Source organism: Mesorhizobium sp. MC2-1-1, assembly GCF_057597255.1.
The window spans coordinates 5,873,835-5,895,448 of the sequence record NZ_CP195205.1 but is presented as its reverse complement, the minus strand read 5'-3'; the positions used below and the strand labels follow the sequence as shown (position 1 = coordinate 5,895,448).

Genomic DNA, 21,614 nt, shown 5'->3' with positions numbered 1-21,614 from the left:
CGAGCCGGATATCCGAGCTCCTGGCATGACCTTCGATCCCTTCGAGGGGCGATTTGCGCGCGGTCGGCCTTGCGGGTTCGCGGCCAGTGCCTTTTCAGAATTCACCTAGATCAGTCAGCAACGTCTATGCTGACTTGGAAGGGAAGGACGATAGAAAATCGGCAACGAGCGCGTTGAAAAAGCGTGGCTTTTCCAAGTGCACGTTGTGCGCCGCCCCTGGCACGACCGCCAGGTCCGCACCCGGAATGACACGCCATAGCGTTTCGGGTTGCGACCATTCGTAAGATCGGTCATGGCTGCCCCAGATGATGAGCGTCCTTGCGCGCATTGTGCTTAACGCGGCGCGTCCGTCCCAACCTTCCCAGGCTGTCAGGCTAGCCAGCGCAGCCTGCATGCCGACCTTGCGACCGAGCGACCTGCACAGAGCATAACCTTGTGCCCGCTCGCCTTGGCGAAACCAAGTGGCCGCGATTTGAGCCGCCGTGTCAGCCACCCCTGCTCGCAGGAAACGTTCACGCGATTGGCCGATGGTTTCGAAGCGACCCGGCAGCACGCCTTGCGGGCCCGTGCCATACAGGATCAGGCTGCGTACGCGCTCGGGCGCGAGCCTTGCCATTTCCTGCGCGACCATTCCGCCCATGGAATGACCAAGAAGGTCGAACTCGGCAAAACCCTGGCTGTCTAGTAACTCAAATACCATTCGCGCGTGACCTTCGATGGTGTCGGGCGCACTCAGCGCCTCGCTGGCGCCGAAGCCTGCCAGGTCGGGACAGACGACATCGCGCATGGCGGCGAAGGCGCGCAACTGCCCAAACCAGATTGCGCTGCCGCTGAGAAATCCGTGCAAAAGGACCAGTGTCGGTCCATTGCCCCTTCGTCGGAACGAAAGCCTCTGCAACCCCTCCCCCAACTTCTTCTGATCGTGTCGATCGGCTCGGGAATGATATTCGCTGTGCTCAGTTTGCGGCTCTCACCGGGAAGAACTTTGCGAGCCGGATATCGGCGGTCCTGGCATGGCCCTCCATCCCCTCGAGGCGCGATATGCGCGCGGTCGCCTCGGCCAGCGGCCGTGCCGCCGCTCTCGTGGCACGCTGCCATGTCACGGTTTTCATGAACTTGTGCACCGACAGCCCGCCGGTATAGCGAGCCGCCCTTGAAGTGGGCAGGACATGATTGGGGCCGGATGTCTTGTCACCGAAAGCGACGGTCGTTTCTTCTCCGAGAAACAGCGATCCATAGGCTCGCAGGCGTTTAAGCCACCAATCAAGATCGCGGGCCTGGACATGCAGATGCTCTGGCGCGTAGTCATCGGCAACGCTCGCCATCTCCTCGGCGTCAACGCACAGGATTATCTCGCCAAAATCCTCCCACGCAGCGCGGGCGCTGTCGCAATTTGGCTTGGGCAGCGTTGCGATCAGTTCCGGCACCAGCGACATAACCTTTCTTGCAAGGCCAGCATGCGAGGTTACAAGCCACACCGGCGAATTCCAGCCGTGCTCGGCTTGGCCGACCAGATCGGCGGCGACCAATTCAGCGTCCGCTGTTTCGTCGGCGATCACCATGCTGTCGGTCGGGCCAGCTATCATGTCGATCCCGACCTTGCCGAACAGAATGCGCTTGGCCTCGGCGACATACTGGTTGCCAGGTCCCACGATGATATCGGCCTTCCTTGCACCAAACAGACCGTTGGCGATGGCGGCCACGCCTTGGACGCCGCCTATATTCAAGATGATATCGGCGCCGCACAGGTCCATCGTGTAAAGAATGGCAGGCGGGATGCCGACGTCCGGCCGGGGCGGCGAACATGCTGCGATATGCGACACCCCTGCGACTTTCGCCGTGGTGATGGTCATGATTGCGCTCGCCACGTGACTGTAACGTCCGCCAGGGACATAGCACCCTGCTGCCGAGACAGGGATCTGTCTCTGTCCCGCTGTGAGGCCGGGCAGGATCTCAACCGCGAAGTCTGTTGCCGTGGCTCGTTGCGCCTCTGCGAAGCGGCGCACATTTTCATGGGCGAACCTGATGTCGGCCTTGATCTGATCCGGCACCAGGGCCGCGGCCTTACTTATCTGCTCCTTCGAAACGACGATATCGCCGTGCCACTTATCGAGTTCACCGGCGTAGCGACGCGCTGCGCCTTCGCCTTTGATCTCGATCTCGGACAGCATCTGCTGGACCACGGCGTGTACGTCGGGATGATCGCTCTCGACCCCGCGCGGCGCTTTCTTGAGGTATTTCATGCGGCTTGAGCTTTCCGGTTACATCCTGCCCTTCCAGGGAACGAGCCGTCGTTCGAGGAAGCGCATGAGAAGGTCGAATGCGAAAGCAATGATGGCTATGATGAAGATGCCGAGGATCACAACGGGTGTCTGCAGGAATTGGCTTGCAGACAGAACCATGTAACCAAGGCCCTTAGTGGCAGCCACCATCTCTGCGGCGACAAGCGTGGTCCAGCCGAAGCCAATGCCAATCCGCATTGCCGTAAGGATCTCGGGCAAGGCCGATGGCAGGATGACGTGCCGCATCACTTGCCAGCGCGTCGCTCCGAAGGAATAGGCCGCATGGATCTGCTCGATTGCCGCGGAGCGCACTCCAGAACGGGCTCCGAGCACGACCGGTGCGAAGACCGACAGGAAAATCAGCAGCACCTTGGAGGTCTCGCCGATGCCAAACCAGATAATCATCAAGGGCAGGTATGCCAGCGGCGGTATCGGCCGGTAGAATTCGATCGGCGGGTCGAAGATGCCGCGCACAACCGGGCTCATGCCCATCGCCAGGCCAAGTGGCAGGCCAATTGCGCAGGCAAGCAGGAACGCGCCGAACACCCTTGCCGTGGAGATCACCACATGGTCGACGAACGGCGTGCCGGTGAACCCGCCATTCCAGATCTCCAGGAATTTTTTGACAATCGAGACTGGCGAGGGCACGAAAAGCGGCTTGACCCAGCCCATCTCGGTTACCAGCCACCAGACAAAGAAGAAGAAAGCTATGGATAGGGCCGAGAGCCAGAGCGTGTTGCCCTGCCCCGGAACGCCGTAGATTTCTCCTGGCTTGGTTGGGCGCGCTCGAGAAAGGCGCCCTGTGATACCAGGTGCCTGCGCCGCACGGGGGGGCCTGTGCTCATTCATGTCGCCACCGCCTCCTCATCGGCGAAGATGATTTCCAAAACCTGTTCGCGTAGTCGAATGAAGTCGGACGAGGCCTTGACCGCCCGAGCGGCAGCGCCAGCCAGGACTTGCCGCGAGAAAGGCAGATCGAACCTGTGGGTGATGCGCCCCGGCCGGGGTGACATCACGATAAGCTTTGTTCCCATGAACAGCGCCTCTTCGACGCTATGGGTGATAAAGAATACCGACTTGGCAGTGTCGTTCCAGATGTTCAGGATCAGCTCCTGCGCCTTCTCGCGCGTCAGGGCGTCAAGCGCGCCCAACGGCTCGTCCATCAACAGTATTTTAGGGTTGCAGGTGAGCGCGCGTGCGATGCCGACGCGCTGCTGCATGCCGCCCGACAGCTTATAGACGGGGGATTTCTGGAATCCGTCCAGCCCGAGAAGCTTGACGAACCGGTTGGCCGTCTCATTGCGCGCCGCAGCGCCAACGCCCTGAATGCGAAGACCGAAGGCCACATTGTCGAGCACATTTAGCCACGGCAGGAGCGCATGTTTCTGGAATACAACCGCACGGTCGGCACCAGGACCACATACCGGCATATCGTCAAGGGTAAGTTGCCCCGATGTCGGAGAGAGAAATCCCGCGATAAGGTTGAGCAACGTCGACTTGCCGCAGCCTGAAGCGCCCAGGGCAACGATGAATTCCTTGTCTCCGATCTCCAGGTCGATCTTGCTTAGCGCCGAAACCGGCGGCCGCCCGTCGGATGCGGGATAGACCACAGAGACCTCATCGATGTTCAGGCGCATGGCTCCTCCCAAGGCAGCGCTCTGTCCTGCCCGGCTCATGGCCAGGCAGGACAGTCCAATCACTTCAGCGCTTCTTGCGCGATCGTGCTGGTCACGAACTTGGAATAATCGTCCGCAACAGTGTCTATCCGACCAGCGGCCTTGAGAAATTCGGCAGTGGCCTTGATCGATTTTGCCGCGCCGCCAAGCCACTTGTCCGTCACTTGTTCCTGCAGAGGTATAAAGGTGTAGCCTTTCAGAATCTCCGGGATCTGGTCGGCCGTTGCCCCGGTCACGCTGGCAATCTGCTTCACCTGTTCGTTTGCTGGCGTCCAGGCGGCGGGATCTTTGAGATAAGCCATATTCGCCGCGTTCATCGCCTTGGCGAACGCCACGACTTCCTTCTCGTGGGACGCAAGGAATTCTGAATTTACAGTCCAGGCGTTGAAGGTCGGATAGCCCCAGGCAGCCGTGTCTTTCGCAGAGACGATCCTCTTGCCGGTCTTGAGAATCTCCGTCTGCGCCGGCGGCCATATGAAGGCTGCATCGATCGTACCCTGGCCCCAAGCGGCCGCGATCTGATCAGGTTTCATTGTCATCACGGTCAGGTCGCTGGGTTGCATTCCAGCATGGGCAATCGCGCCCATCAGGGAGAAATGCGCGGTTGACCCGACCGGAACCGCCACGCGCTTGCCCTTGATGTCGGCAAGCTTGTCGATACCTGATCCGTTGCGTGCAATCAGGCTCTCCGAATCGCCGATCGCATAGGAGATCATGAACATCTTCAGATCGACGCCCTGCGTGGCCGCAATAGCCAGCGGCGACGAACCGAGTTCGGCCACCTTGACATCACCCGACGCCATCGCCGCGATCACATCTGTTCCCGAATCAAAGACGCGCCAGTCGATCGTCCATCCGGTGGCCTTCTCGAACTCGTGCTGTGCACGTGCCGCATTCATGGGTGTCGGATCGCTGAACGTGGCAATCGTCAAGCTCTCCGCCTGAACGATACCCGAAGATAACATAATGGCGGTCGCCGCAAGTAGGGCCGTCTTTCTCAAGTTCGATGTCATTGTCTTTCCTCCATTGTTGGCATCGTTTGGCGTTTAGCTCTTGTTTTGTAAGCGTTCGGATGTCGTCGCCCCGGCCGTTTTCGGGTCTTTGGCAGCAAAGGCGACAATCTCCTCAACCAGACAGTCGAGCGTGTCGAAGGCGATCGCGCCATCAGCCACTGCATCGGCGATCAGCGAGAATTCGGTGCATGCGATCATCTGCACATTGCAGTCCAGCGCCATCAGGCCGGCTGAAGCGGCACGAAGCGTTTCGCGCACCGCTTCATTCGGACCCTCGGCCTTGATGCGGCGGATCGCGGCAAGCAAAGCCGGCCCGTCATCGGCATAGACCGCTGTCAGGCCACGCGCGGCCAGCTGTTGTTCGAACAATCCAACCTTGCGCACAGCCGGTGAAGCAAGGATGCCTATGCGGGCGCCCGGACCGGCCAGCGATCCCGCGCGGTCGCAAGCCAGCTCGATCATGTCGAGGAACGGCACGGCGACAGCGGCACGGATTGCTGGCGCATAATAATGCGCGGTGTTGCACGGCATCGCCAAAGCCTCTGCGCCGCCGAAGACCAAGCGACGCGCCATGTCCGCAAGGACGGGCGCGGGGTCGGCGCCGGTGCGCTCCACAAGGTGACGAATGCGTGAAGGCACTTGCGTGTTCTGGTCGACGATCAGAGGCACGTGATCACTATCGTCGGCGGCCCGAACCGCTTGCAGAACCTTTTGCATGACCAGGATCGTCGCCTCCGGCCCCATTCCACCTAGGATGCCGACGCGACGCATCATGCCTCGACCTTTGCCGAGACGGCTGCAACGGCATCGAGGATGTGATCGGCAATCAGCGAACAATCATTGAGGCTGAAGGTCAGCGGCAGCCGCATATCGAAAAGCCCTGCCAGGATTGCGTCTGTGCGCGGTAGATCTTGGGCGCCCGCGTAGCGCCAGCTATGATGATCCGAGGTAAAGCCGACCGGCGCTTTGGCACCAAACCACTTCACCTCGACCCCGACGTCGGCGAGGCGCTTTATGAAGTCGTGCGCGGTCTGGGCCGAGATGCCGGGGATGAGGAACTGGATCGATGAACCTACATAACGCTCGGCTGCGGGACGGCGCGGAATGCGGATCGCGGGGCTTGCGGCCAACTTGTCGGCCACCAGATCATGGCGTTCGTTCCAGGCGATAATCGCCTCCTCGATGTGGCGCAGTTGCGGGCGCAGCAGAGCTGCCCGCAGATTGTCCATGCGCGCCGACATATTTGGTGTGTCGAGCCGCGCCTCAGCGTAGGCTTCGGCGCCAGGTCCCGCGCCATGGCGTTCGTAGAGCATGTAGGAGCCCGAGAGGATTGTGGCGCGGGCCATGAACTCGGCATCGCTGGAGGTCAGCAGCCCTCCCTCGCCTGAATTCAGGTGCTTGTAAGTCTGCGTGCTGAAACAGCCTGCGAGACCGAAAGAGCCGGAGCGGCGTCCGTTCCAGAGCGCACCCATCGTATGAGCGCAGTCCTCGATCAGCGTGAGGCCGTATTCGGTAGCAAGAGCCGTTAGAGCCTCCATGTCGCACATATGGCCGCGCATGTGTGACAAAAGCAGATAGCGCGCGCCCGAACGCATTGCTTTGCGACGAAGATCCCCGAGATCAAGGACCAGGTCATCGTCGATCTCGACCAATACCGAACTAGCGCCGACCGCGGCTATGGCGCCCGGCACAGGTGCAAGCGTGAAGGCATTCGTCAGGACGGTTTCGCCAGGTTGAACACCAGCCGCGCGCAGCGCGATCTGCATCGCCTGGCCGCCCGACGCAACGGCTAGGCAAAAGGGTGAGCCCTGCCAGGCAGCATACTCCCGCTCCAAGGCCATGGCCTCGCTCTCTTCTCCCGGCGCGACGTTGTAGCGGTGCAACCGGCCGGAGCGCATCACCTCAATGGCCGCCGCAATCGCTTTTTCCGGGATTGGAAGCTGCTGTGTGAAGTTGCCTGAAAACCGAGGACGCGCCATGGCTACTCCGCCGCCAGCCTGGTCTGATCGTCCGCAAACACCGCGTTGTAGCCGAAGAGCGCGGCCGATCCGCCGGTATGCAGGAAGACCACCCGCTCACCCTTCTTGAACCTGCCCTTGCGGCAGTAGTCGATCAGACCGGCAGCGCCTTTGCCGGAATAGACTGGATCGAGAAGAATGCCTTCCAACTGGGCGAACATTCGTATCGCCTCCAGTGTGTCCTCTCGGGGGATACCATAGCCCTGACCGACAAAGTCGCTGTCGGCGACCACATCGGCCCGCGTCACGACGCCAGGGCATCCGAGCTTTTCGGCAGTCTTCAGGGCCAGATGGTAGACACTCTCTTCCTGCTTTTGCTTGGGTGCGCGCACCCCGATGCCGGTCAGTGGTATGTTTGCATTGATCGCCTTCAGCCCGGTGACCAAACCCGCCTGGGTGCCCGCACTGCCGGTAGCAGTAAGGATATGGTCGACGACCAGACCTCGGTCATTTGCTTGCATCAGCAACTCGAAGGCGCAGTTCACATAACCGAGCGCACCGGTCGGATTGGAGCCGCCACCCGGAATAACGTATACTTTTCGCCCCTCGCCGCGCAGTTGCTCTGCCAGCGCCTCCATCTCGGCCTGCATGTCGGACCCGCCGACGCGCTTCGACGTGGTGGCTCCATGCAGATGGTCAAGCAACACATTGCCGTTGCTGTTGTAGTTTTCGTCATTCGATCCGGTACGGTCCTCGAGAAGGATGTGACAGCCCATGCCAAGCTTTGCCGCGAACGCCGCAGTCTGTCGGGCGTGATTTGACTGAGTGGCGCCCTGCGTCATGACCATGTCGGCCCCCATGGCCTGCGCTTCAGCCATCAGGAATTCAAGCTTGCGGGTCTTGTTGCCGCCCGTCGACAGGCCCGTGCAGTCATCGCGCTTGATCCACAGTTCGGGCCCGCCAAGCTCCCGGCTCAGCCGATCAAGCTTTTCGAGTGGGGTCGGCAGATGCGCCAGGAAGACGCGCGGGAAACGAGCAAGATTCATGTCAACGACCTTCGGAACTTGAATAATGCGACACTCGCATGACAAAAAGCCCGCGTGCAAATTCGAAATTCTCCACGTAAGATGCAAAGATTGCATCTAAGGGAGGTGGTATGCGCCTTGAATGGCTCGAGGATCTGCTGGCCGTGGCCGAAACCGGTTCCTTCCACGAGGCGGCGGAGCGGCGGTTCCTGACACAATCGGCCTTCTCTCGAAGGATCCAGAATATCGAGGATCATGTCGGAACCGAATTGTTCGACCGGACGCGCAAGCCAGTGCAACTGCGCCCGACAATGGCCGACAAGCGCGACCAAATCCAAAGGCTTGCGGTGGAACTTCGCCAGCTTGTGCTGGATCTCAAGCTTGATGCGCGAACTGCCTCCAACAGGGTCGTCCTTGCAAGCCAGCACTCGCTCACCACTGCAATGACGCCGCATATTCTCAAGCAGTTGCGGCTTCACAACGAGACCATTCATGTTCGCTTACGTTCGGCCAACCTCGACGAATGCGTCGGCCTGTTGTTGTCGCGTCAGGCCGATATTGCAATTATCTATCGCGTGCCCGGAGAGGATCACCCCATCAGCGCCGGATATGTCGAATCGGCAACAATAGGCTTCGACCGATTGATCCCTGTCTTGGATGCGCGTGCGCTGAGCGAATTGCCTGTTGGAATTGCACAAGATGAGCTGCCCTACATCGCCTATCCGAGCGACGTGTTCTTTGGCAGTATTATGGGCCGACTGATCCTCCCGCGGTTGGGGGACGAGACAAGACTGATCCCAATAGCCGAGACCGCATTGACCCTTGCCGCGCTTGAGATGGCGACCGTCGGAATTGCAGTGGCCTGGGTGCCGGAATCGCTTGCCATACAGCGGATCAAGGACGGTGCGGTGATTGACCTCTCCACCAAGCTGCTTTCCTGCCCGCTGGAAATCACCGCTGTGAGGCTGTCAGGAACATCAGGCCCGGTCACCAGTGCCGTCTGGTCGCAAATCACCGGTCGCCCCCCAGGGTCGAGTGGCTAAACTGAGGATCAAGGCGAGCTTCACATCTTTGCGATTGCGAGGCTGCAAGCTAGAGAAGGGAACGTTCCGGCGTTCTGACAGGAACGTAAGTACAAATGCCATAGAGCGCGGGTCGGTATTTGCGCCGACACGTGCCGCCAAAGCTCCTAGCCGCACGAAATTCTAAGAGCTTCAGTTTTGGCAGCCGAGCACAGCTTGTTGCTGCGTCCCGACGCCACTCCTGTATGGATGATGCCGGGCAATTTTTACGAAAAGCGGGGCGACTTGGATTACAGCCGGGGCTCGGCCCAAATCGCGCTCTACAGTGATCCGCACGCCCGCCGCAGTCCTTAGTCGCCCCAGGCGAGGACCGATCACTTACTGCCCCTGGGGCGCGTCGCCGATGTTTCATCGGTGATAAGCGCGGCTATTCGGTTTCCTCTGCGCCGCGCGCGCTCGTCCGCTCAAGCAGCAGCCGCACCAACGGATTGGGAAATCGCCGAGCCCTGGTGACTGCATGAAACGTCTCCACGATGCCTGGCAGCGGATCGCCGGCGACCAGGACGCCGCCAGCGATCTCGTCCTTGACCACGATCGGCGGAAGAACGGCAAGCCCTATATCCTCGCGCGCGAGCAGGCGCATCATGGCCATGTCCTCGACTTCGGCCACGATCTGCGGCCTGACCCCGAGGCGATCGGCGAGAGCGTCGAAACCGGCGCGCACGCTGCTCTCCAGTGTCGGCAGGATGATCGGGTGCCTGCGCAATCGATCGGCCAGGTTTTCATCGTCGGCCAGGCGGTCCGGTGTGCCCACCAGGCTGACGGAACGCTCGGCCAGGCGATGTGTGACGAGCGGCGTGAGGGCGTCGGCTGCCGGCGCCTGATTGAGCAGGACGACGTCGAGACTGAGCGCCTCCAGCGCGCGCAACAGTTCACCTGCGCTGCCAGAGCGTAAAATGAGATCGATATCGGCGCGGCCAAGAACCGGCCTGAGGAACTCCATCTGGAAGTTGCGCGACAGTGTGGCGAGCGAGCCGACGCGAAGCGCCTGCCTCACGACACCCGATTGACGTAGCGTGCCCAAGAGCTCGTCGCCGGTCGCGAAGATCGCATCGGCATGGTCGAGAACGATCTGTCCCGCTTCCGTCAGGTGCAATTGCCGTCCCCGACGTTCGAAAAGCGGGTGGCCGAGGCGTTGCTCGAGCTTGCGTATCTGCACCGATAGCGCGGACTGCGTCAGGTTCAGGCGCTCGGCCGTGCGTGTCAGGTTGCCGTCATGCGCGACGGCCCAGAAGTAGCGCAGGTGGTTGTAGTTAAGCGGTGTCATACCGTTCGATTTTAGCGAACGATTTTTGTCTAACAATGAATTTTTGTCCGATCACGCCCTTTGATATCCGACCCCGACGATCATCGATCCAAGGGGATTGCCTTGTCACCATACTTGCTTCCGCTTTCCGCGCCTCTCCTGCTGCTGGGTGCCGCCGTGTTCGGGCTCGCTCGCAACGGTCGTCGTCCCGCTCTCGTCCCGACGCTCGCGGAGCTCGCCGCGCTAGGCGCGCTGCTGATCGCAATCGCCTCGCTCGTCGTCCTGGTCCTGCACGGAGCCGGGGACAGCCCGCTTATCGGAGGGAGCGGCTTCGGACTGTCCGTGAGACTCGACGCGGTCAGCGCCACGATGATGCTCCTTGTCGCCTTCGTCGGCTGGATTGTGGTGCGCTATGCGCGCACGTATCTGGACGGAGAGGCGCGGCAGGGGGCCTTCACGGGCTTGTTGTGCGCGGCTCTGGCATCCGTCCTCCTTCTTGTTCAGGGTGGCAATCTCATTCAACTCGTTGCCGCATGGATCGCGACCAGCCTCGCCCTCCATCGCCTCCTTCTCTTCTATCCCGAGCGCGTGGCGGCCCAGCGCGCTGCGCGCAAGAAGCGGCTCTTCTCCACCTTTGGCGCCGGCTGCCTCATTCTTGCTTGCGTCGCGCTGGCGCTCCATTTCGGCACGGCCGACATCGCCACGATCAATGCGCGCGCCGTGGACGGCCAGAGATCCACGCTCTCTGTAACGGCAGCGGCGCTGCTGGCGCTTGCCGCGGTGCTAAAGTCGGCTCAGTTCCCGACGCATGGCTGGCTCACTGAGGTCATGGAGGCGCCGACGCCAGTCTCCGCCCTGCTCCATGCCGGGGTGATCAATGCGGGCGGCTTCCTGCTGATCCGGTTTGCCGACGTGATGTTGACCGCACCTGGCGTGCTCGCCGGACTCGCGATCCTCGGTGGCTTCACGGCGCTTTTCGGCGCTCTGGTCATGCTGACGCAACCTGCGGTCAAGACCTCGCTGGCCTGGTCGACGGTGGCTCAGATGGGTTTCATGATTTTGCAGTGCGGCCTGGCGCTGTTCCCGCTGGCGTTACTCCACATCGTCGCCCACTCGCTCTACAAGGCGCATGCCTTTCTAGCCTCCGGCGGGGCGGTGGAGCAGGTTGCCGCGATACGGCGGCCGGGGCCTGTCGCCGTGCCGGGCGGGTCTGCGGTGCGCCGTGCCTTCCTGATCGCGATAGCGATCTATGCCGTCATTGGCACGGCGTTCGGTGTCGCCTTCGGGTTCGAACACAAATCGCCTCAGGCGTTTGCGCTCGGCGCCATTCTGATCTTCGGTGTCGCCTATCTCCTGGCCCAGGGGTTCGCCGATACCGCACCACGGCCACTGACGCGCAGGACCGCACTCTACGCCTGCGCCGCCGCGGTCGGCTACTTTACGCTCCAGACAGGGGCCGAATGGCTGACGGCAGGCGTCTTGCCGGCGACGCCGGCGCCTGGCCGGCTTGAGTGGACCCTGATGGCGCTGGCTGTGCTGAGCTTTGGCCTTGTCGCACTGGCGCAGGCGCTTCTCCCACTATGGGCCTCGCACCCAGCCGCTGAAGGCCTGCGGGTACACCTTTCCAACGGACTCTACGTCAACGCAATAATCGATCGCATGCTGGGCGGCTGGGCCGTGCGCAAGGCGTTGTGACCCGGCAAGACCAAGGACAACGCCGATGCAGGTGACCCCTATGAAAGCGCCGTTCCTACCTCCCGTAGAGATCTTCGAGGTGGCAAATCGCGCAATGCGCGCCATTCCTCCCCTCTGGCCGCTCGCCTCGAGCGTCGCTGTCAACCCGTTCCTGGGCCAGACGGGCGAGCCACTCGCGACGGCTTCGGCGCGCCTGCAACGGACCGCCGGCGCCGCATTGACGATGCCGCGGGCCTGGTATGCCGGGAAAATGCGGTCGGGCGAGATTTCAGACGCGGATCTGGAGGCCGCCCTCGAGGCCGCCCCCGCAGGAGCTGGACCGAAGACGGTCGCTGACCTCAAGCGGGCCGCCAAGGCCCAAACTCCATCCCCGCGCGCGTTACCGACCGTTGCGGAACTCGCGCGCGATGTGACGTCGATCGACTGGCCGACTATCGTCAACGATCGAATCGGACACTGGGCCTCGGCCTATTTCGATCAAGGTCAGGCTCTCTGGGCCGGCGCGCAGGCGGGCGGCGCTTTTGCGGCTTGGCGCAATGTCGCGACCCATGACCTGACGCCGGAGATCGCAGGCCTGACAGGCTTCGCGCGGAGCGTAGCGGAGGAGCCCTCTACCGCGCCAGAGGCGCTGGTCAGGGCCGCAGGGCGACTCGGCCTTAGCGAAGCTGCGCTGGAAAGCTACTTCCACCGGCTCCTGACCGGTCTTGGCGGCTGGAGCCAGGTCGCGCGCCATCGGCTCTGGCAGGCGGAGCTGGGCGGCTCGGTTGATGCCGCACTCGCCGAGCTTCTCGCCATCCGCGCCGTCTGGGATGCTGCGATCCTGCGGCAATATGGGGCCGCCTTGACCTCACAGTGGCGAGCGACGGTTGCAGCCTACGCCGAGCCCATTTCTGCCACGCCTGGGGACATTGTGGATGCCATCCTCCAGGAGGCGGCCGAGCGCGCCGCCCAGCGGCGCCTCCAGGACCTGCTAGCCGGCCCGCACACCGCTTTGCGGAAGCACGCTCGCCCTGCCCTCCAGGTGGCCTTCTGCATCGACGTGCGGTCGGAAGTTTTTCGCCGAGCGCTCGAAAGCCTTGATCCCCGCATCCAGACATCTGGCTTTGCTGGCTTCTTCGGCATGGGCATCGGCCATCGCCGCTTCGCCTCCGACGTGATTGAGGCGCGGCTGCCCGTGCTGTTGAAGCCGGCTGTCTTCACCTGCACGGGAGAGCCAACGCCGGCAGCCGAGAAGGCGGATCAGGCGGCGCGGATCAGGGCACGTGCGAAACGCGCCTGGGGTCGCTTCAAGCTGGCGGCTATCTCCTCGTTCGCCTTCGTCGAGGCCGCCGGGCCTCTCTATATCGGCAAGCTCCTGCGCGACGGCTTGGGGCTGGCACGCTCGCCGGCGCCGGACGACCCGGCGCCGCGCCCGGCCGAAATGCTCCACCTCGACACCCGGCTGTCGATGGCGGAGGGCGTGCTGAAGGCGATGTCGCTTACCAATGGTTTCGCGCGGCTCGTCCTTCTTGCCGGACACGGCGCAAACGTAGTCAACAATCCAAACGCCAGCGCGCTGAATTGTGGCGCCTGCGGCGGATACTCAGGCGAGGTGAACGCCCGGCTGCTCGCCTCGCTGCTTAACGACGCCGATTTGCGCACAGGTCTTGCCGCCCGCGGCATCGCCATTCCGCACGATACCTTATTCCTCGGCGCGCTGCACGACACCACCACCGACAAGGTCACGATCTATGCCGCGGATCATCCGACCTTGGACCATGCCCCGGACCTGGAACGGGCCAACCACTGGCTGGCAGTGGCAGGAAGCCTGGCGCGCGCGGAGCGCGCGCTGCGCCTTCCCCGGGCCGCGGGCGAGGCGGACATTGCGCGCCGCGCCAGGGACTGGGCGGAGCTTCGCCCGGAATGGGCGCTCGCTGGCTGCCAGGCTTTCGTCGCGGCGCCCCGCTCGCGTACTGCCGGGCGCGACCTGGCAGGACGAGCCTTCCTCCACGACTATGATTGGCGGCGGGACGAGGGTTATGGCGTGCTTGAACTGATCCTCACCGCGCCGGTCGTCGTCGCCAGCTGGATCAGCTTGCAATACTATGGATCGACCGTGGCACCCGACGTTTTCGGATCTGGCAACAAGTTGCTGCACAACGTCACCGGCGGCATCGGCGTGGTCGAAGGCAATGGTGGCGTTCTGCGGACGGGGCTGCCATGGCAGTCCGTTCACGACGGCGAGCGGCTAATGCATGAACCGCTGCGCCTTTCCATCTTGATCGAGGCTCCTCGCGAGGCGATCGCTGGTATCCTGGAACGTCATGCTAATGTCCGCGCCCTGTTCGACAATCGTTGGCTGTATCTCTTCGCTATGGACGGCGAGGGCCGCATGGCCTGGCGGTACACCGGCGGCGGACGCTGGGAGCAGGCGACGCAACGGCAGCCGGTGAGAGCGTGAGACCTCTTCCCGCCCATCTCGCGGCACTCGAAGCAGAAGCGATCCACATCCTGCGCGAGGGCGTGGCCGAAGCCCGCAATCCCGTCCTGCTTTTTTCAGGTGGGAAGGATTCAACGGTCCTTGCCCACATCGTGCTGCGTGCGTTTTACCCGGCTCCACCTCCGCTGCCGCTTCTACACATCGACTCGACATGGGAATTCGCTGATGTCTTGGCCTTCCGCGACAGTTTCGCGACCAAGCACCGTTTTCGATTGCTGGTTCACGCGAATGAACAGGGTCGTGCACAGGGGATCAATCCGTTCGATCATCTCGATTATTACACAACGACGATGCGAACCGGGGCTCTAACTCAGGCTCTGACGGCGGCTGGGTTTGATGTTGTCTTCGGCGGCGCGCGACGCGACGAGGAGGCGAGCCGCGCCAAAGAGCGGATCGTCTCAGTGCGCAGCGCCAGCCATGGTTGGGAGCCACGTTCGCAGCGCCCGGAACTATGGCGTTGCTTCAATTGGAGGCTTTGCGCCGGGCAAACAATTCGCGCCTTCCCGCTCTCCAATTGGACCGAGCGGGATGTGTGGATCTACATCCTGCTTCGCGAAATTGAACTTGTTCCACTTTATCTGGCCCGCGAGCGCCCCGTGGTCCTGCGCGACGGGATGCGCATCGTGGTTGATGATCCCTCGCGCATGCGTTGGAGAAACGGCGAAGAAGCGCAGCCCGAAACGGTTCGCTTCCGGACGCTCGGATGCTGGCCCGTCACGGCGGCAGAGCCTTCACATGCGCTGACGATCACCGACGTTGTGGCGGAGACCCTGACCGCGCATTCCTCCGAGCGTCGCGGCCGCATCGGTGACGCAGGATCACTCGAACGCTCGAAGCGGGAGGGCTATTTTTGAACATTAGCGACACGGCGCGAGGCATCTCTGACCTCAGTCGTCCCTCACCCTATGCCGGCCACCGCGCCGTGCTTGCGACCATGCATGGCAAGGAGGCGGTGATCGCGCCGGCCCTGCTCGAACGGCTTGGCCTCATCCTCGGGGTAGCGCCGAATTTGGACACCGACGTCCTCGGAACGTTTGCCGGCGATATCCCGCGTGCCGGAACCATTCGTGAGGCGGCATTCGCCAAGGCCAGGCTCGGCATGGCGGCGACCGGATTGCCGATCGGGATCGCCAGCGAAGGCAGCTATGGCCCCCACCCCCAAATTCCCTTCGCAACAGGCGGTATCGAACTCATGGCGCTCGTTGACGACGCTAGGGGCATTGTCATATCTGAATATCTGGTCGAGGATGCCCCGGTCTATTGCCATGCCCATGCGCAAACGATCGATGACATAGTCGTCTTTCTTCACCGTATCAGGTTCCCCGAACATGCCGTAATCGTGAAGGCTGCCGAACCTGGTGTCAAAGCCGGCCCTATCTATAAGGGCCTGCGCAAGAAGGCCGATCTGGCACTGTCGATATCAAAATGCGCAGCGCTTTCGCGTGACGGGCGCGCGCTCGTGCAAACCGATATGCGTGCTCACATGAACCCGACACGGATGGGATCGATTGGCCGACTGGCGGCAGCCTTTGCCGAGCGGGTTGCGTCGCTATGCCCGGCCTGCGCGATGCCGGGTTACGGCCAGGTTGACGTCGAGGCCGGTTTGCCGTGCGAAGATTGTGGCTCCCCAAGTATCATGGTCCGCCACCGGGTTTTCGGCTGCCTGACCTGCGGGCATCGTGAGAACAAGCCTCGGCTTGATGCACGCCTCTATGCCGATCCCGGGCATTGCCCGCTCTGCAACCCGTGACCCGTGAAAAGTGGATGCGTTTAGCAATACGATTCATTCGATTGGTCCGATGGCGCCGAACTGCGTCGCCATAAGACTGTGATGGCAAGAGTAGTCGTTCTCAAAGAGGCCGAAGCAGAACTCGCGGGCCGTCCGATGCTGCGCTGTCGGCCGGTTGCTAGCATCGTTCGGATAGGACGAGATTGGCGCTGTCGACGATTTCATCGACCTCCGCCGGACGCGCTGGAATATGGAAAGCTGCGAGCGGGAAGGCCGCAGAGGCTCTAGGCATCGCTGTTGCCTGAGGACGCCGAAGGTCTCGAAATTGCCGGCTATCTGCTCGCGCAGGGCGTCTATTGGCACGACCACTGGCAGTCAATCGAATCGCTAATGGGGCATTGAGCTCGAGTATGGTCTCAGTCTTGCCGGTGCCGGTCGGCATGACGACGACGGCGGGGACTTGCCTGGAGAGGTCGGGTGGGAGTCGCAGTTGACTGCCGACCGGATCTGAAGCGGCTGTAACAGCAATCGCGGCTTGCCCGCCCTCTTCCCACTTGCCTCGCCATGCAGGTTTTTCAAGCCGAAGGTGCAGATTGTTGGTCCCGCCACCGCGCCGGCGGCAGGCCGAATTCTCGCTTGAATGCACGGCTGAATGCTTCCTCCGACTCGTAGCCTACGGAATAAGCCAACTGGCCGATCGTCGTGCGGCCCTCACGCAGCGCCGACTTTGCTGTCTGGAGCCGCCACAAGGCAAGATAGCGGATTGGTGGCAATCCCATCAGCCTGGTGAAGCGCTCCGCGAATGCGCTGCGCGACATAGAGACTTCGCGTGCAAGCGTTTCAGCCGACCAAGGCGCGCTTATGTTGCGATGCATCAGCGCAAGCGCGCGACCGATACGTGCATCCTGAAAACCCTTTAGCAGGCCCGTGCCAGGGTCGGCTTCGTTCGCGCAATAATGTCGAACTGCCTCAACGAACAGAAGTTCGGATAGACGCGACATCACGTCGGACGAAGCAAACCTGCCGCGCATCAATTCGCCGGCGGCGAACTTCACGGAGGCGTCGATCCACTCGCGCGACATCCCCTCCCGGACCTCGAGCTTCAGAATTCTCGGCAATGTGGCGATTACCGGATTGTATAGGTCCTGGCTGCCCAAGAAGCCGCAAAAGATGTGCGTCAATTCTCCTCCGCCGCCATGCGATATGCGGTCAAGCGCGCCATTTTCCGATGGCTGGATCAGACTGCGCGCGTTGGTAGGAGGCAGCGAAGCGTCGCTGCCCAGCACGTGCAGGTCATTGCGAGGCAAAAGCACAATTTCGCCGGCGCGCACCTCCATAGCTGGTTCGCCCTCGACGGTGATCAGGACCCGTCCTTGGACAACGAAGTGATAGGCGATCATCAGGGACGGGTTGGTCATGTACTGGCCGCAGTCTTCGGCGGAAAGGCGAGTCACGACGCACCATGGGGCAGTAAAACGCGAGTCTAGGAACACGCCGCCCGTGAGCCTGAACGACCTCAGAACATCCGAAAGCGGATCCATTTGCGATACTTCCTGATTGGACGATCGGTCAGTTGTTTCGGCGAAGCGATCATTCGCAATAGCCCCCGAGCCTTCTATACACCTGCCACCAAAACAGCCGCCAGGGGCGTCCTTTCATCCGGGCGAACCCGCCCAGGAGCCGAATTGTCGCGGCGCCTCGCAAAACGGAGCTTCGAAATGAGTGCTGAAATCCCAGCAGCGTATAGCAGCCAGTATGTCGATTTCTGGAACACGGTTTTAGCGCCAAAATTCACCGCGTGGCGGCATATCCTTGCTGGAGGGTTGGGTGAGCACAGCGCCAAAGTCTTCCCCGCGCTGCAGCTGCAAAAGGGCGACAGGGTATTGGATGTCGGATGCGGATGGGGTGAGACGTCGCTGGAGCTGGCGCGCCTAGTTGGCCCGGACGGCAACGTGCTTGGGATGGATTGCTGCAACCTGTTCCTCGAGACTGCTCGTGCAGATGCTAAGGCGGCCGGGCTGACGAATGTCAGCTTCCTCGCAGCTGACGTAGAGACGTGCGCATTCATGCCGAAATACGACCTGTGTTTCTCCAGGTTTGGAACGCAGTTCTTCGAGAACCCCGTCGCAGGGCTTCGCAACATGAAGTGGGCGTTGCGGCCTGGCGGCACCATGACGATGATCGTCTGGCGCGGGCGGACCGACAATCCCTGGCTCACGCTCTCCAAAGAGGTCGTCCTGCGTTATTTGCCCCCGGTGAGGCAATACGCTGCAACATGTGGGCCAGGTCCGTTCTCAATGGCCGATCCCGAGGTCGTTACCAAGCAGTTGGAGCTTGCAGGTTATTGCGAGATCGGCTTCGAGCGGGTCGATGCGGACGTGATGGTTGGACGCGATCTCGAAGAGGCTGTCGCTTTCCAGCTTGCGATCGGGCCGGCGGGCGAGGTGGTTCGCGAGGCCGGCGACGAGGCCACCCGTCGGCATGACGAGATCGTCCAAGCGCTGAGCAATGAACTTCGCCAGTTCGTGCGCCCGCAAGGCGTGATGATGAGTTCCAGTTCCTGGCTCGTCACCGCAAAGCGCTGTGAAGCCGGGACTAGCAGCTGAATTCAACACAGCAACCACCTGCTTCCAGCGGGTCCCACAAAATTCGTCGATTCAACAGACCCTGCGCGCCAGGGAAACCAAGGAGAACCAAGATGCTTAAATCCATCGCCGCAATGCTTCTATTGCTGGTGGGCTCAAGCCCTGTAATGGCGGACGATATGCCGATGCCGGTGAATACCAATGCCATCAAATGGGGACCCGCGCCGTCGTTCCTTCCGGCCGGCGCCAAGATGGCCGTCCTGGCGGGCGATCCCTCAAAGCCTGGTATTTTCGTACTCCGTCTGGACATGCCCAAGAGCTATGCAATCCCGGCGCACAATCACCCTTCCTCGGAGTACGTGACGGTCATCTCTGGAGATTTTCACATTGGCATGGGCGACAAGTTGGACAAGGCCAAAGGCATCCATCTCACGCGGGGCGGCTTCGGCATGGCACCCGCTCATATGAACCACTATGCCTGGGCGACGAGCCGCACCATCGTGCAGCTCCATGGCGAAGGCCCGTTTGCCATCACTTACGTCGACAGGGCAGACAATCCCAGCCAGTAAAACGAGGCACATGACGGGCAAGTCGACCGGAAGCGGCTTGCCCGCAGAGACCTCGTTCGTACTCTGCAATCGCCACAACCAAAGCCGGATCGTTAGTCTCCTACTGCGGAATTGCGCGGTTCGAGTAACGCCTTCTAGAGGCCGCAGTCGGCCCGAGGTAGCCGAGGAAACCTGTTGCGGCCTTGCCATTAGAGAAGCGAAGAAGACAAGAGGAGCTATGCCGAACCATCGTTGAAGTTAGCCTTGAGGATTCAGCCTGCCCGCCCGGATATTCTGGATCTGCTCGACATCGTTCCAGCTTGCGCTGATCATTGAGGCCAGCCGGCTATCATGTAAAATACACTAGCGAGTATACTTTCGAGCGGCAGAGCCGTGCCCGGAGCATCCGACGCGACCAAGCCCGTGATCCTGCAGGCGGCTTGAGGCAGCTAGATATTGTCCGCAAGTATGACGCCGGTGATGCCGTACGCGCGGCGCGTCTGTTCAACAGCCTCGGGCGTGACGTCAATCAGCAATGCTATGATATCGCCGTCGGGATGTTCGAGAACGTCACCGAGCTCGGTCAGCGTCCAGCCTAGCGCGCGCAGCCGTTTTGGCCAGAATGTCTCGCACACCACACTGATCTGTCGGATCGCCAGACGCTGAGCGGTCTCGAGCAGACCGCAAAGAACGAAGCCTGCGATCGGCGACGGAGCGCCTTGCGTGCGAAGCGATGGAACGACGAAGAAACGCGTCCATTCGAAGATTTCAGCTGCTCTCGGAGGCGTGCCGCCGGCGAGACCGGGGAAGACCTCGCTCATGAGATGCGGCTCCAGCGTCGGCACGAGACGGGAGCCGCCTACGATCTTGCCGTTGGTGTCAAGCGCCAGAACATAAAGCGTATGCTCGTGGTCGAAGGCGTCGATCTCGATGTTGATGGGCCTTGCGACGGCGCGCCAACGCCTCTGCTTGACGTAAATGTCGTACCGTATCCGAAAGTAGCGCTCCAGAACTTTCCTGTAGTGCTTCCTGTTATCCCAAGTGACCAGGTGTATACGAACCATGACGCCTCCAGGCGGAGGGTCGTAAGAAAACGAACTTGCCGTACGTATGACGGTATTCAGGTATTGCTAAATCTGGATTTCCTGCCGTCGCAGCGCCTTGACGATGGCGTGCGCGACATTGATCGCGTCGAGCTTTGCTCGAATGTTGCGCTGATGGCTTTCAACCGTGTTCCTGGTAAGGCCGAGGATACAAGCGATGTCATCGGTGGATTTGCCTTGCGCGCTCCACTCCAGAAGCTCGCGCTCGCGCGCCGTCAAGGGCGTGGGCTCATCGCCAACGCTCGGTGTGCCCAGCCCAGAGAGGCTTCGAAAGGTATGCACGCAAAGCGTCTCGATAAGGGGCATGGCACCTGCCGGAACTTCCATCCGGTCACTCGCCATCGTGACGACGCCTGGACCGGCCAATGGGACATGAATTGGGACGCAGATGCCTTCTTTCATCCCGAACTCGGCCGCCTCGTCCATGACCAGCTTCGCACGTGGGAACAGCCTTGCGGCCGGCAGCTCGCCCCATCGGAAAGGCTCCGGCGAGCGCCGACATTGGGCGACACAGGGATCGTGCAGAAAATATTCCTCGGTGACATAGCGACGATGCCATTCAGGAGACCAGCCATCAGCAAGAATTTCACGCTGCCAGTCCGTGCCGTGCGGCACAGGCAGTCCGGTGATCAGGAAATTGCGCAATCCATAGCGCTCCATGGCTGAGCGGAACTCCTGAAGGATTGCATCGGCCGACCGCGCAGTATCGATCCTTGTGATCGTCGCAAAAAGGTCGACAACCGTTTCGTTTTCCATTTGGCAGACCTCAACCAAAGTCAGGCCCTACCCCGCGGAACAACCTATGGCTGTCTAGACACAATCTTCAATAGGACACGCGTCGAATGTACACTGAAGGAGTCAATCCCGTGTCACAACGAAGAGATAAGTGAAAATCAATCCAGCATTGCAATGTGGAAGTCTGGCGTCAGTCGGTCGACTTTGAAGCGGCCGGTTTCGTTACCCGAATAGCTCGCTTATTTGCCGGGCTTGCCGAGACCAACTCTTGCGGCTCGACATTCAACGCCTTGGCCAAAATTTCGACTGTATCCAGCGTGGCGTTGCGACGCCCGGCCTCGACGCTGCTTATATAGGCGCGCGTGCGGCCCGAAACGAAAGACAACTGCTCCTGAGAGAGTTTTCTTTCTCTCCGGAGCCGCTGCACGTTCAGACCAAAAACGCCGCGAAGTTTCATC

General features: G+C 61.4%; 20 protein-coding genes. 7 read left to right on the top strand and 13 right to left on the bottom strand.

Annotated features, from left to right (window positions below; translation table 11 throughout):
- Nucleotides 1–124: 124 nt before the first annotated feature.
- Genes ACR64R_RS28825 through cuyA form a run of 8 tightly spaced genes read right to left on the bottom strand, consistent with a single transcriptional unit; the run spans nucleotide 125 to nucleotide 7,975 of the window.
- Complete coding sequence (locus tag ACR64R_RS28825; RefSeq protein ID WP_487359601.1) at nucleotides 125–898, bottom strand: alpha/beta fold hydrolase; 774 nt, start codon at nucleotides 896–898, stop codon at nucleotides 125–127.
- A gap of 58 nt (nucleotides 899–956) precedes the next feature.
- Nucleotides 957–2,243 carry a histidinol dehydrogenase gene (hisD, locus tag ACR64R_RS28820; RefSeq protein ID WP_487359600.1) on the bottom strand — a complete coding sequence of 429 codons (1,287 nt, stop codon included), beginning with the start codon at nucleotides 2,241–2,243 and terminating at the stop codon, nucleotides 957–959.
- Between the two features lie 18 nt (nucleotides 2,244–2,261).
- Entirely contained in the window at nucleotides 2,262–3,131 is an 870-nt protein-coding gene (locus ACR64R_RS28815) for an ABC transporter permease subunit (protein WP_487359599.1), read from the bottom strand.
- Nucleotides 3,128–3,919, bottom strand: a complete 792-nt coding sequence (locus ACR64R_RS28810; protein ID WP_487359598.1) for a taurine ABC transporter ATP-binding protein — start codon at nucleotides 3,917–3,919, stop codon at nucleotides 3,128–3,130. Before ACR64R_RS28810 ends, ACR64R_RS28815 begins: the two co-directional genes overlap by 4 nt.
- Nucleotides 3,920–3,978: 59 nt before the next feature.
- Entirely contained in the window at nucleotides 3,979–4,971 is a 993-nt protein-coding gene (gene tauA, locus ACR64R_RS28805) for a taurine ABC transporter substrate-binding protein (protein WP_487359597.1), read from the bottom strand.
- A gap of 33 nt (nucleotides 4,972–5,004) precedes the next feature.
- Nucleotides 5,005–5,742, bottom strand: coding sequence for a cysteate racemase (gene cuyB / locus ACR64R_RS28800; RefSeq protein ID WP_487362574.1), 738 nt, complete (start codon nucleotides 5,740–5,742; stop codon nucleotides 5,005–5,007).
- Nucleotides 5,742–6,950 (bottom strand): DegT/DnrJ/EryC1/StrS family aminotransferase, encoded by a 1,209-nt coding sequence (locus ACR64R_RS28795; RefSeq protein ID WP_487359596.1) that lies wholly within the window; start codon nucleotides 6,948–6,950, stop codon nucleotides 5,742–5,744. Before ACR64R_RS28795 ends, cuyB begins: the two co-directional genes overlap by 1 nt.
- Nucleotides 6,951–6,952: 2 nt before the next feature.
- Nucleotides 6,953–7,975 (bottom strand): D-cysteate sulfo-lyase, encoded by a 1,023-nt coding sequence (gene cuyA, locus ACR64R_RS28790; RefSeq protein ID WP_487359595.1) that lies wholly within the window; start codon nucleotides 7,973–7,975, stop codon nucleotides 6,953–6,955.
- Nucleotides 7,976–8,085: 110 nt separating this feature from the next.
- Here cuyA and ACR64R_RS28785 point away from each other — a divergent pair, with 110 nt between their 5' ends.
- Nucleotides 8,086–8,997, top strand: a complete 912-nt coding sequence (locus ACR64R_RS28785; protein WP_487359594.1) for a LysR family transcriptional regulator — start codon at nucleotides 8,086–8,088, stop codon at nucleotides 8,995–8,997.
- Nucleotides 8,998–9,403: 406 nt separating this feature from the next.
- Here ACR64R_RS28785 and ACR64R_RS28780 read toward each other — a convergent pair whose 3' ends face one another.
- Complete coding sequence (locus ACR64R_RS28780) at nucleotides 9,404–10,303, bottom strand: LysR family transcriptional regulator (protein WP_487359593.1); 900 nt, start codon at nucleotides 10,301–10,303, stop codon at nucleotides 9,404–9,406.
- Nucleotides 10,304–10,405: 102 nt separating this feature from the next.
- On the opposite strand from ACR64R_RS28780, the gene ACR64R_RS28775 reads away from it, so the two are divergent.
- The 4 genes from ACR64R_RS28775 to ACR64R_RS28760 are packed head-to-tail and all read left to right on the top strand — an operon-like array spanning nucleotide 10,406 to nucleotide 16,206.
- Nucleotides 10,406–11,977, top strand: a complete 1,572-nt coding sequence (locus ACR64R_RS28775) for a proton-conducting transporter transmembrane domain-containing protein (protein ID WP_487359592.1) — start codon at nucleotides 10,406–10,408, stop codon at nucleotides 11,975–11,977.
- Nucleotides 11,978–12,002: 25 nt separating this feature from the next.
- Nucleotides 12,003–14,417, top strand: coding sequence for a YbcC family protein (locus ACR64R_RS28770; RefSeq protein ID WP_487359591.1), 2,415 nt, complete (start codon nucleotides 12,003–12,005; stop codon nucleotides 14,415–14,417).
- The gene (cysD, locus tag ACR64R_RS28765; RefSeq protein WP_487359590.1) at nucleotides 14,414–15,310 is read left to right on the top strand and encodes a sulfate adenylyltransferase subunit CysD; all 897 of its coding nucleotides are present in this window, start codon (nucleotides 14,414–14,416) and stop codon (nucleotides 15,308–15,310) included. The genes ACR64R_RS28770 and cysD overlap by 4 nt, the downstream gene beginning before the upstream one ends.
- A complete protein-coding gene (locus ACR64R_RS28760; protein WP_487359589.1) occupies nucleotides 15,307–16,206 on the top strand; it encodes a DUF6671 family protein in 900 nt (299 codons plus the stop codon). Before cysD ends, ACR64R_RS28760 begins: the two co-directional genes overlap by 4 nt.
- A 554-nt stretch (nucleotides 16,207–16,760) precedes the next feature.
- Here ACR64R_RS28760 and ACR64R_RS28755 read toward each other — a convergent pair.
- A complete protein-coding gene (locus ACR64R_RS28755; RefSeq protein ID WP_487359588.1) occupies nucleotides 16,761–17,726 on the bottom strand; it encodes a cupin domain-containing protein in 966 nt (321 codons plus the stop codon).
- Nucleotides 17,727–17,903: 177 nt separating this feature from the next.
- Between ACR64R_RS28755 and ACR64R_RS28750 the strand changes: the two genes are divergently transcribed.
- Together ACR64R_RS28750 and ACR64R_RS28745 are read left to right on the top strand one after the other, a co-directional pair.
- Nucleotides 17,904–18,791, top strand: coding sequence for a class I SAM-dependent methyltransferase (locus ACR64R_RS28750; RefSeq protein WP_487359587.1), 888 nt, complete (start codon nucleotides 17,904–17,906; stop codon nucleotides 18,789–18,791).
- Between the two features lie 92 nt (nucleotides 18,792–18,883).
- Complete coding sequence (locus ACR64R_RS28745) at nucleotides 18,884–19,339, top strand: cupin domain-containing protein (protein ID WP_487359586.1); 456 nt, start codon at nucleotides 18,884–18,886, stop codon at nucleotides 19,337–19,339.
- A 428-nt stretch (nucleotides 19,340–19,767) separates the two neighbouring features.
- Here ACR64R_RS28745 and ACR64R_RS28740 read toward each other — a convergent pair whose 3' ends face one another.
- From ACR64R_RS28740 to ACR64R_RS28730, 3 genes are all read right to left on the bottom strand, one after another.
- Nucleotides 19,768–20,382, bottom strand: a complete 615-nt coding sequence (locus ACR64R_RS28740) for an acyl-homoserine-lactone synthase (protein ID WP_487359585.1) — start codon at nucleotides 20,380–20,382, stop codon at nucleotides 19,768–19,770.
- Between the two features lie 66 nt (nucleotides 20,383–20,448).
- Nucleotides 20,449–21,177, bottom strand: a complete 729-nt coding sequence (locus tag ACR64R_RS28735) for a LuxR family transcriptional regulator (RefSeq protein WP_487359584.1) — start codon at nucleotides 21,175–21,177, stop codon at nucleotides 20,449–20,451.
- Nucleotides 21,178–21,346: 169 nt separating this feature from the next.
- Nucleotides 21,347–21,613 (bottom strand): helix-turn-helix domain-containing protein, encoded by a 267-nt coding sequence (locus ACR64R_RS28730; protein WP_192250578.1) that lies wholly within the window; start codon nucleotides 21,611–21,613, stop codon nucleotides 21,347–21,349.
- Between the last annotated feature and the right edge of the window lies 1 nt (nucleotide 21,614).

What these genes read in the sequence shown, in the direction of transcription:
- hisD (WP_487359600.1), bottom strand. Translation starts at nt 2,243, where the DNA reads ATGAAATACCTCAAGAAAGCGCCGCGCGGGGTCGAGAGCGATCATCCC.
- ACR64R_RS28815 (WP_487359599.1), bottom strand. Translation starts at nt 3,131, where the DNA reads ATGAATGAGCACAGGCCCCCCCGTGCGGCGCAGGCACCTGGTATCACA.
- ACR64R_RS28810 (WP_487359598.1), bottom strand. Translation starts at nt 3,919, where the DNA reads ATGCGCCTGAACATCGATGAGGTCTCTGTGGTCTATCCCGCATCCGAC.
- tauA (WP_487359597.1), bottom strand. Translation starts at nt 4,971, where the DNA reads ATGACATCGAACTTGAGAAAGACGGCCCTACTTGCGGCGACCGCCATT.
- cuyB (WP_487362574.1), bottom strand. Translation starts at nt 5,742, where the DNA reads ATGCGTCGCGTCGGCATCCTAGGTGGAATGGGGCCGGAGGCGACGATC.
- ACR64R_RS28795 (WP_487359596.1), bottom strand. Translation starts at nt 6,950, where the DNA reads ATGGCGCGTCCTCGGTTTTCAGGCAACTTCACACAGCAGCTTCCAATC.
- cuyA (WP_487359595.1), bottom strand. Translation starts at nt 7,975, where the DNA reads ATGAATCTTGCTCGTTTCCCGCGCGTCTTCCTGGCGCATCTGCCGACC.
- ACR64R_RS28785 (WP_487359594.1), top strand. Translation starts at nt 8,086, where the DNA reads ATGCGCCTTGAATGGCTCGAGGATCTGCTGGCCGTGGCCGAAACCGGT.
- ACR64R_RS28780 (WP_487359593.1), bottom strand. Translation starts at nt 10,303, where the DNA reads ATGACACCGCTTAACTACAACCACCTGCGCTACTTCTGGGCCGTCGCG.
- ACR64R_RS28770 (WP_487359591.1), top strand. Translation starts at nt 12,003, where the DNA reads ATGCAGGTGACCCCTATGAAAGCGCCGTTCCTACCTCCCGTAGAGATC.
- ACR64R_RS28755 (WP_487359588.1), bottom strand. Translation starts at nt 17,726, where the DNA reads ATGGATCCGCTTTCGGATGTTCTGAGGTCGTTCAGGCTCACGGGCGGC.
- ACR64R_RS28750 (WP_487359587.1), top strand. Translation starts at nt 17,904, where the DNA reads ATGAGTGCTGAAATCCCAGCAGCGTATAGCAGCCAGTATGTCGATTTC.
- ACR64R_RS28745 (WP_487359586.1), top strand. Translation starts at nt 18,884, where the DNA reads ATGCTTAAATCCATCGCCGCAATGCTTCTATTGCTGGTGGGCTCAAGC.
- ACR64R_RS28740 (WP_487359585.1), bottom strand. Translation starts at nt 20,382, where the DNA reads ATGGTTCGTATACACCTGGTCACTTGGGATAACAGGAAGCACTACAGG.
- ACR64R_RS28735 (WP_487359584.1), bottom strand. Translation starts at nt 21,177, where the DNA reads ATGGAAAACGAAACGGTTGTCGACCTTTTTGCGACGATCACAAGGATC.
- ACR64R_RS28730 (WP_192250578.1), bottom strand. Translation starts at nt 21,613, where the DNA reads ATGAAACTTCGCGGCGTTTTTGGTCTGAACGTGCAGCGGCTCCGGAGA.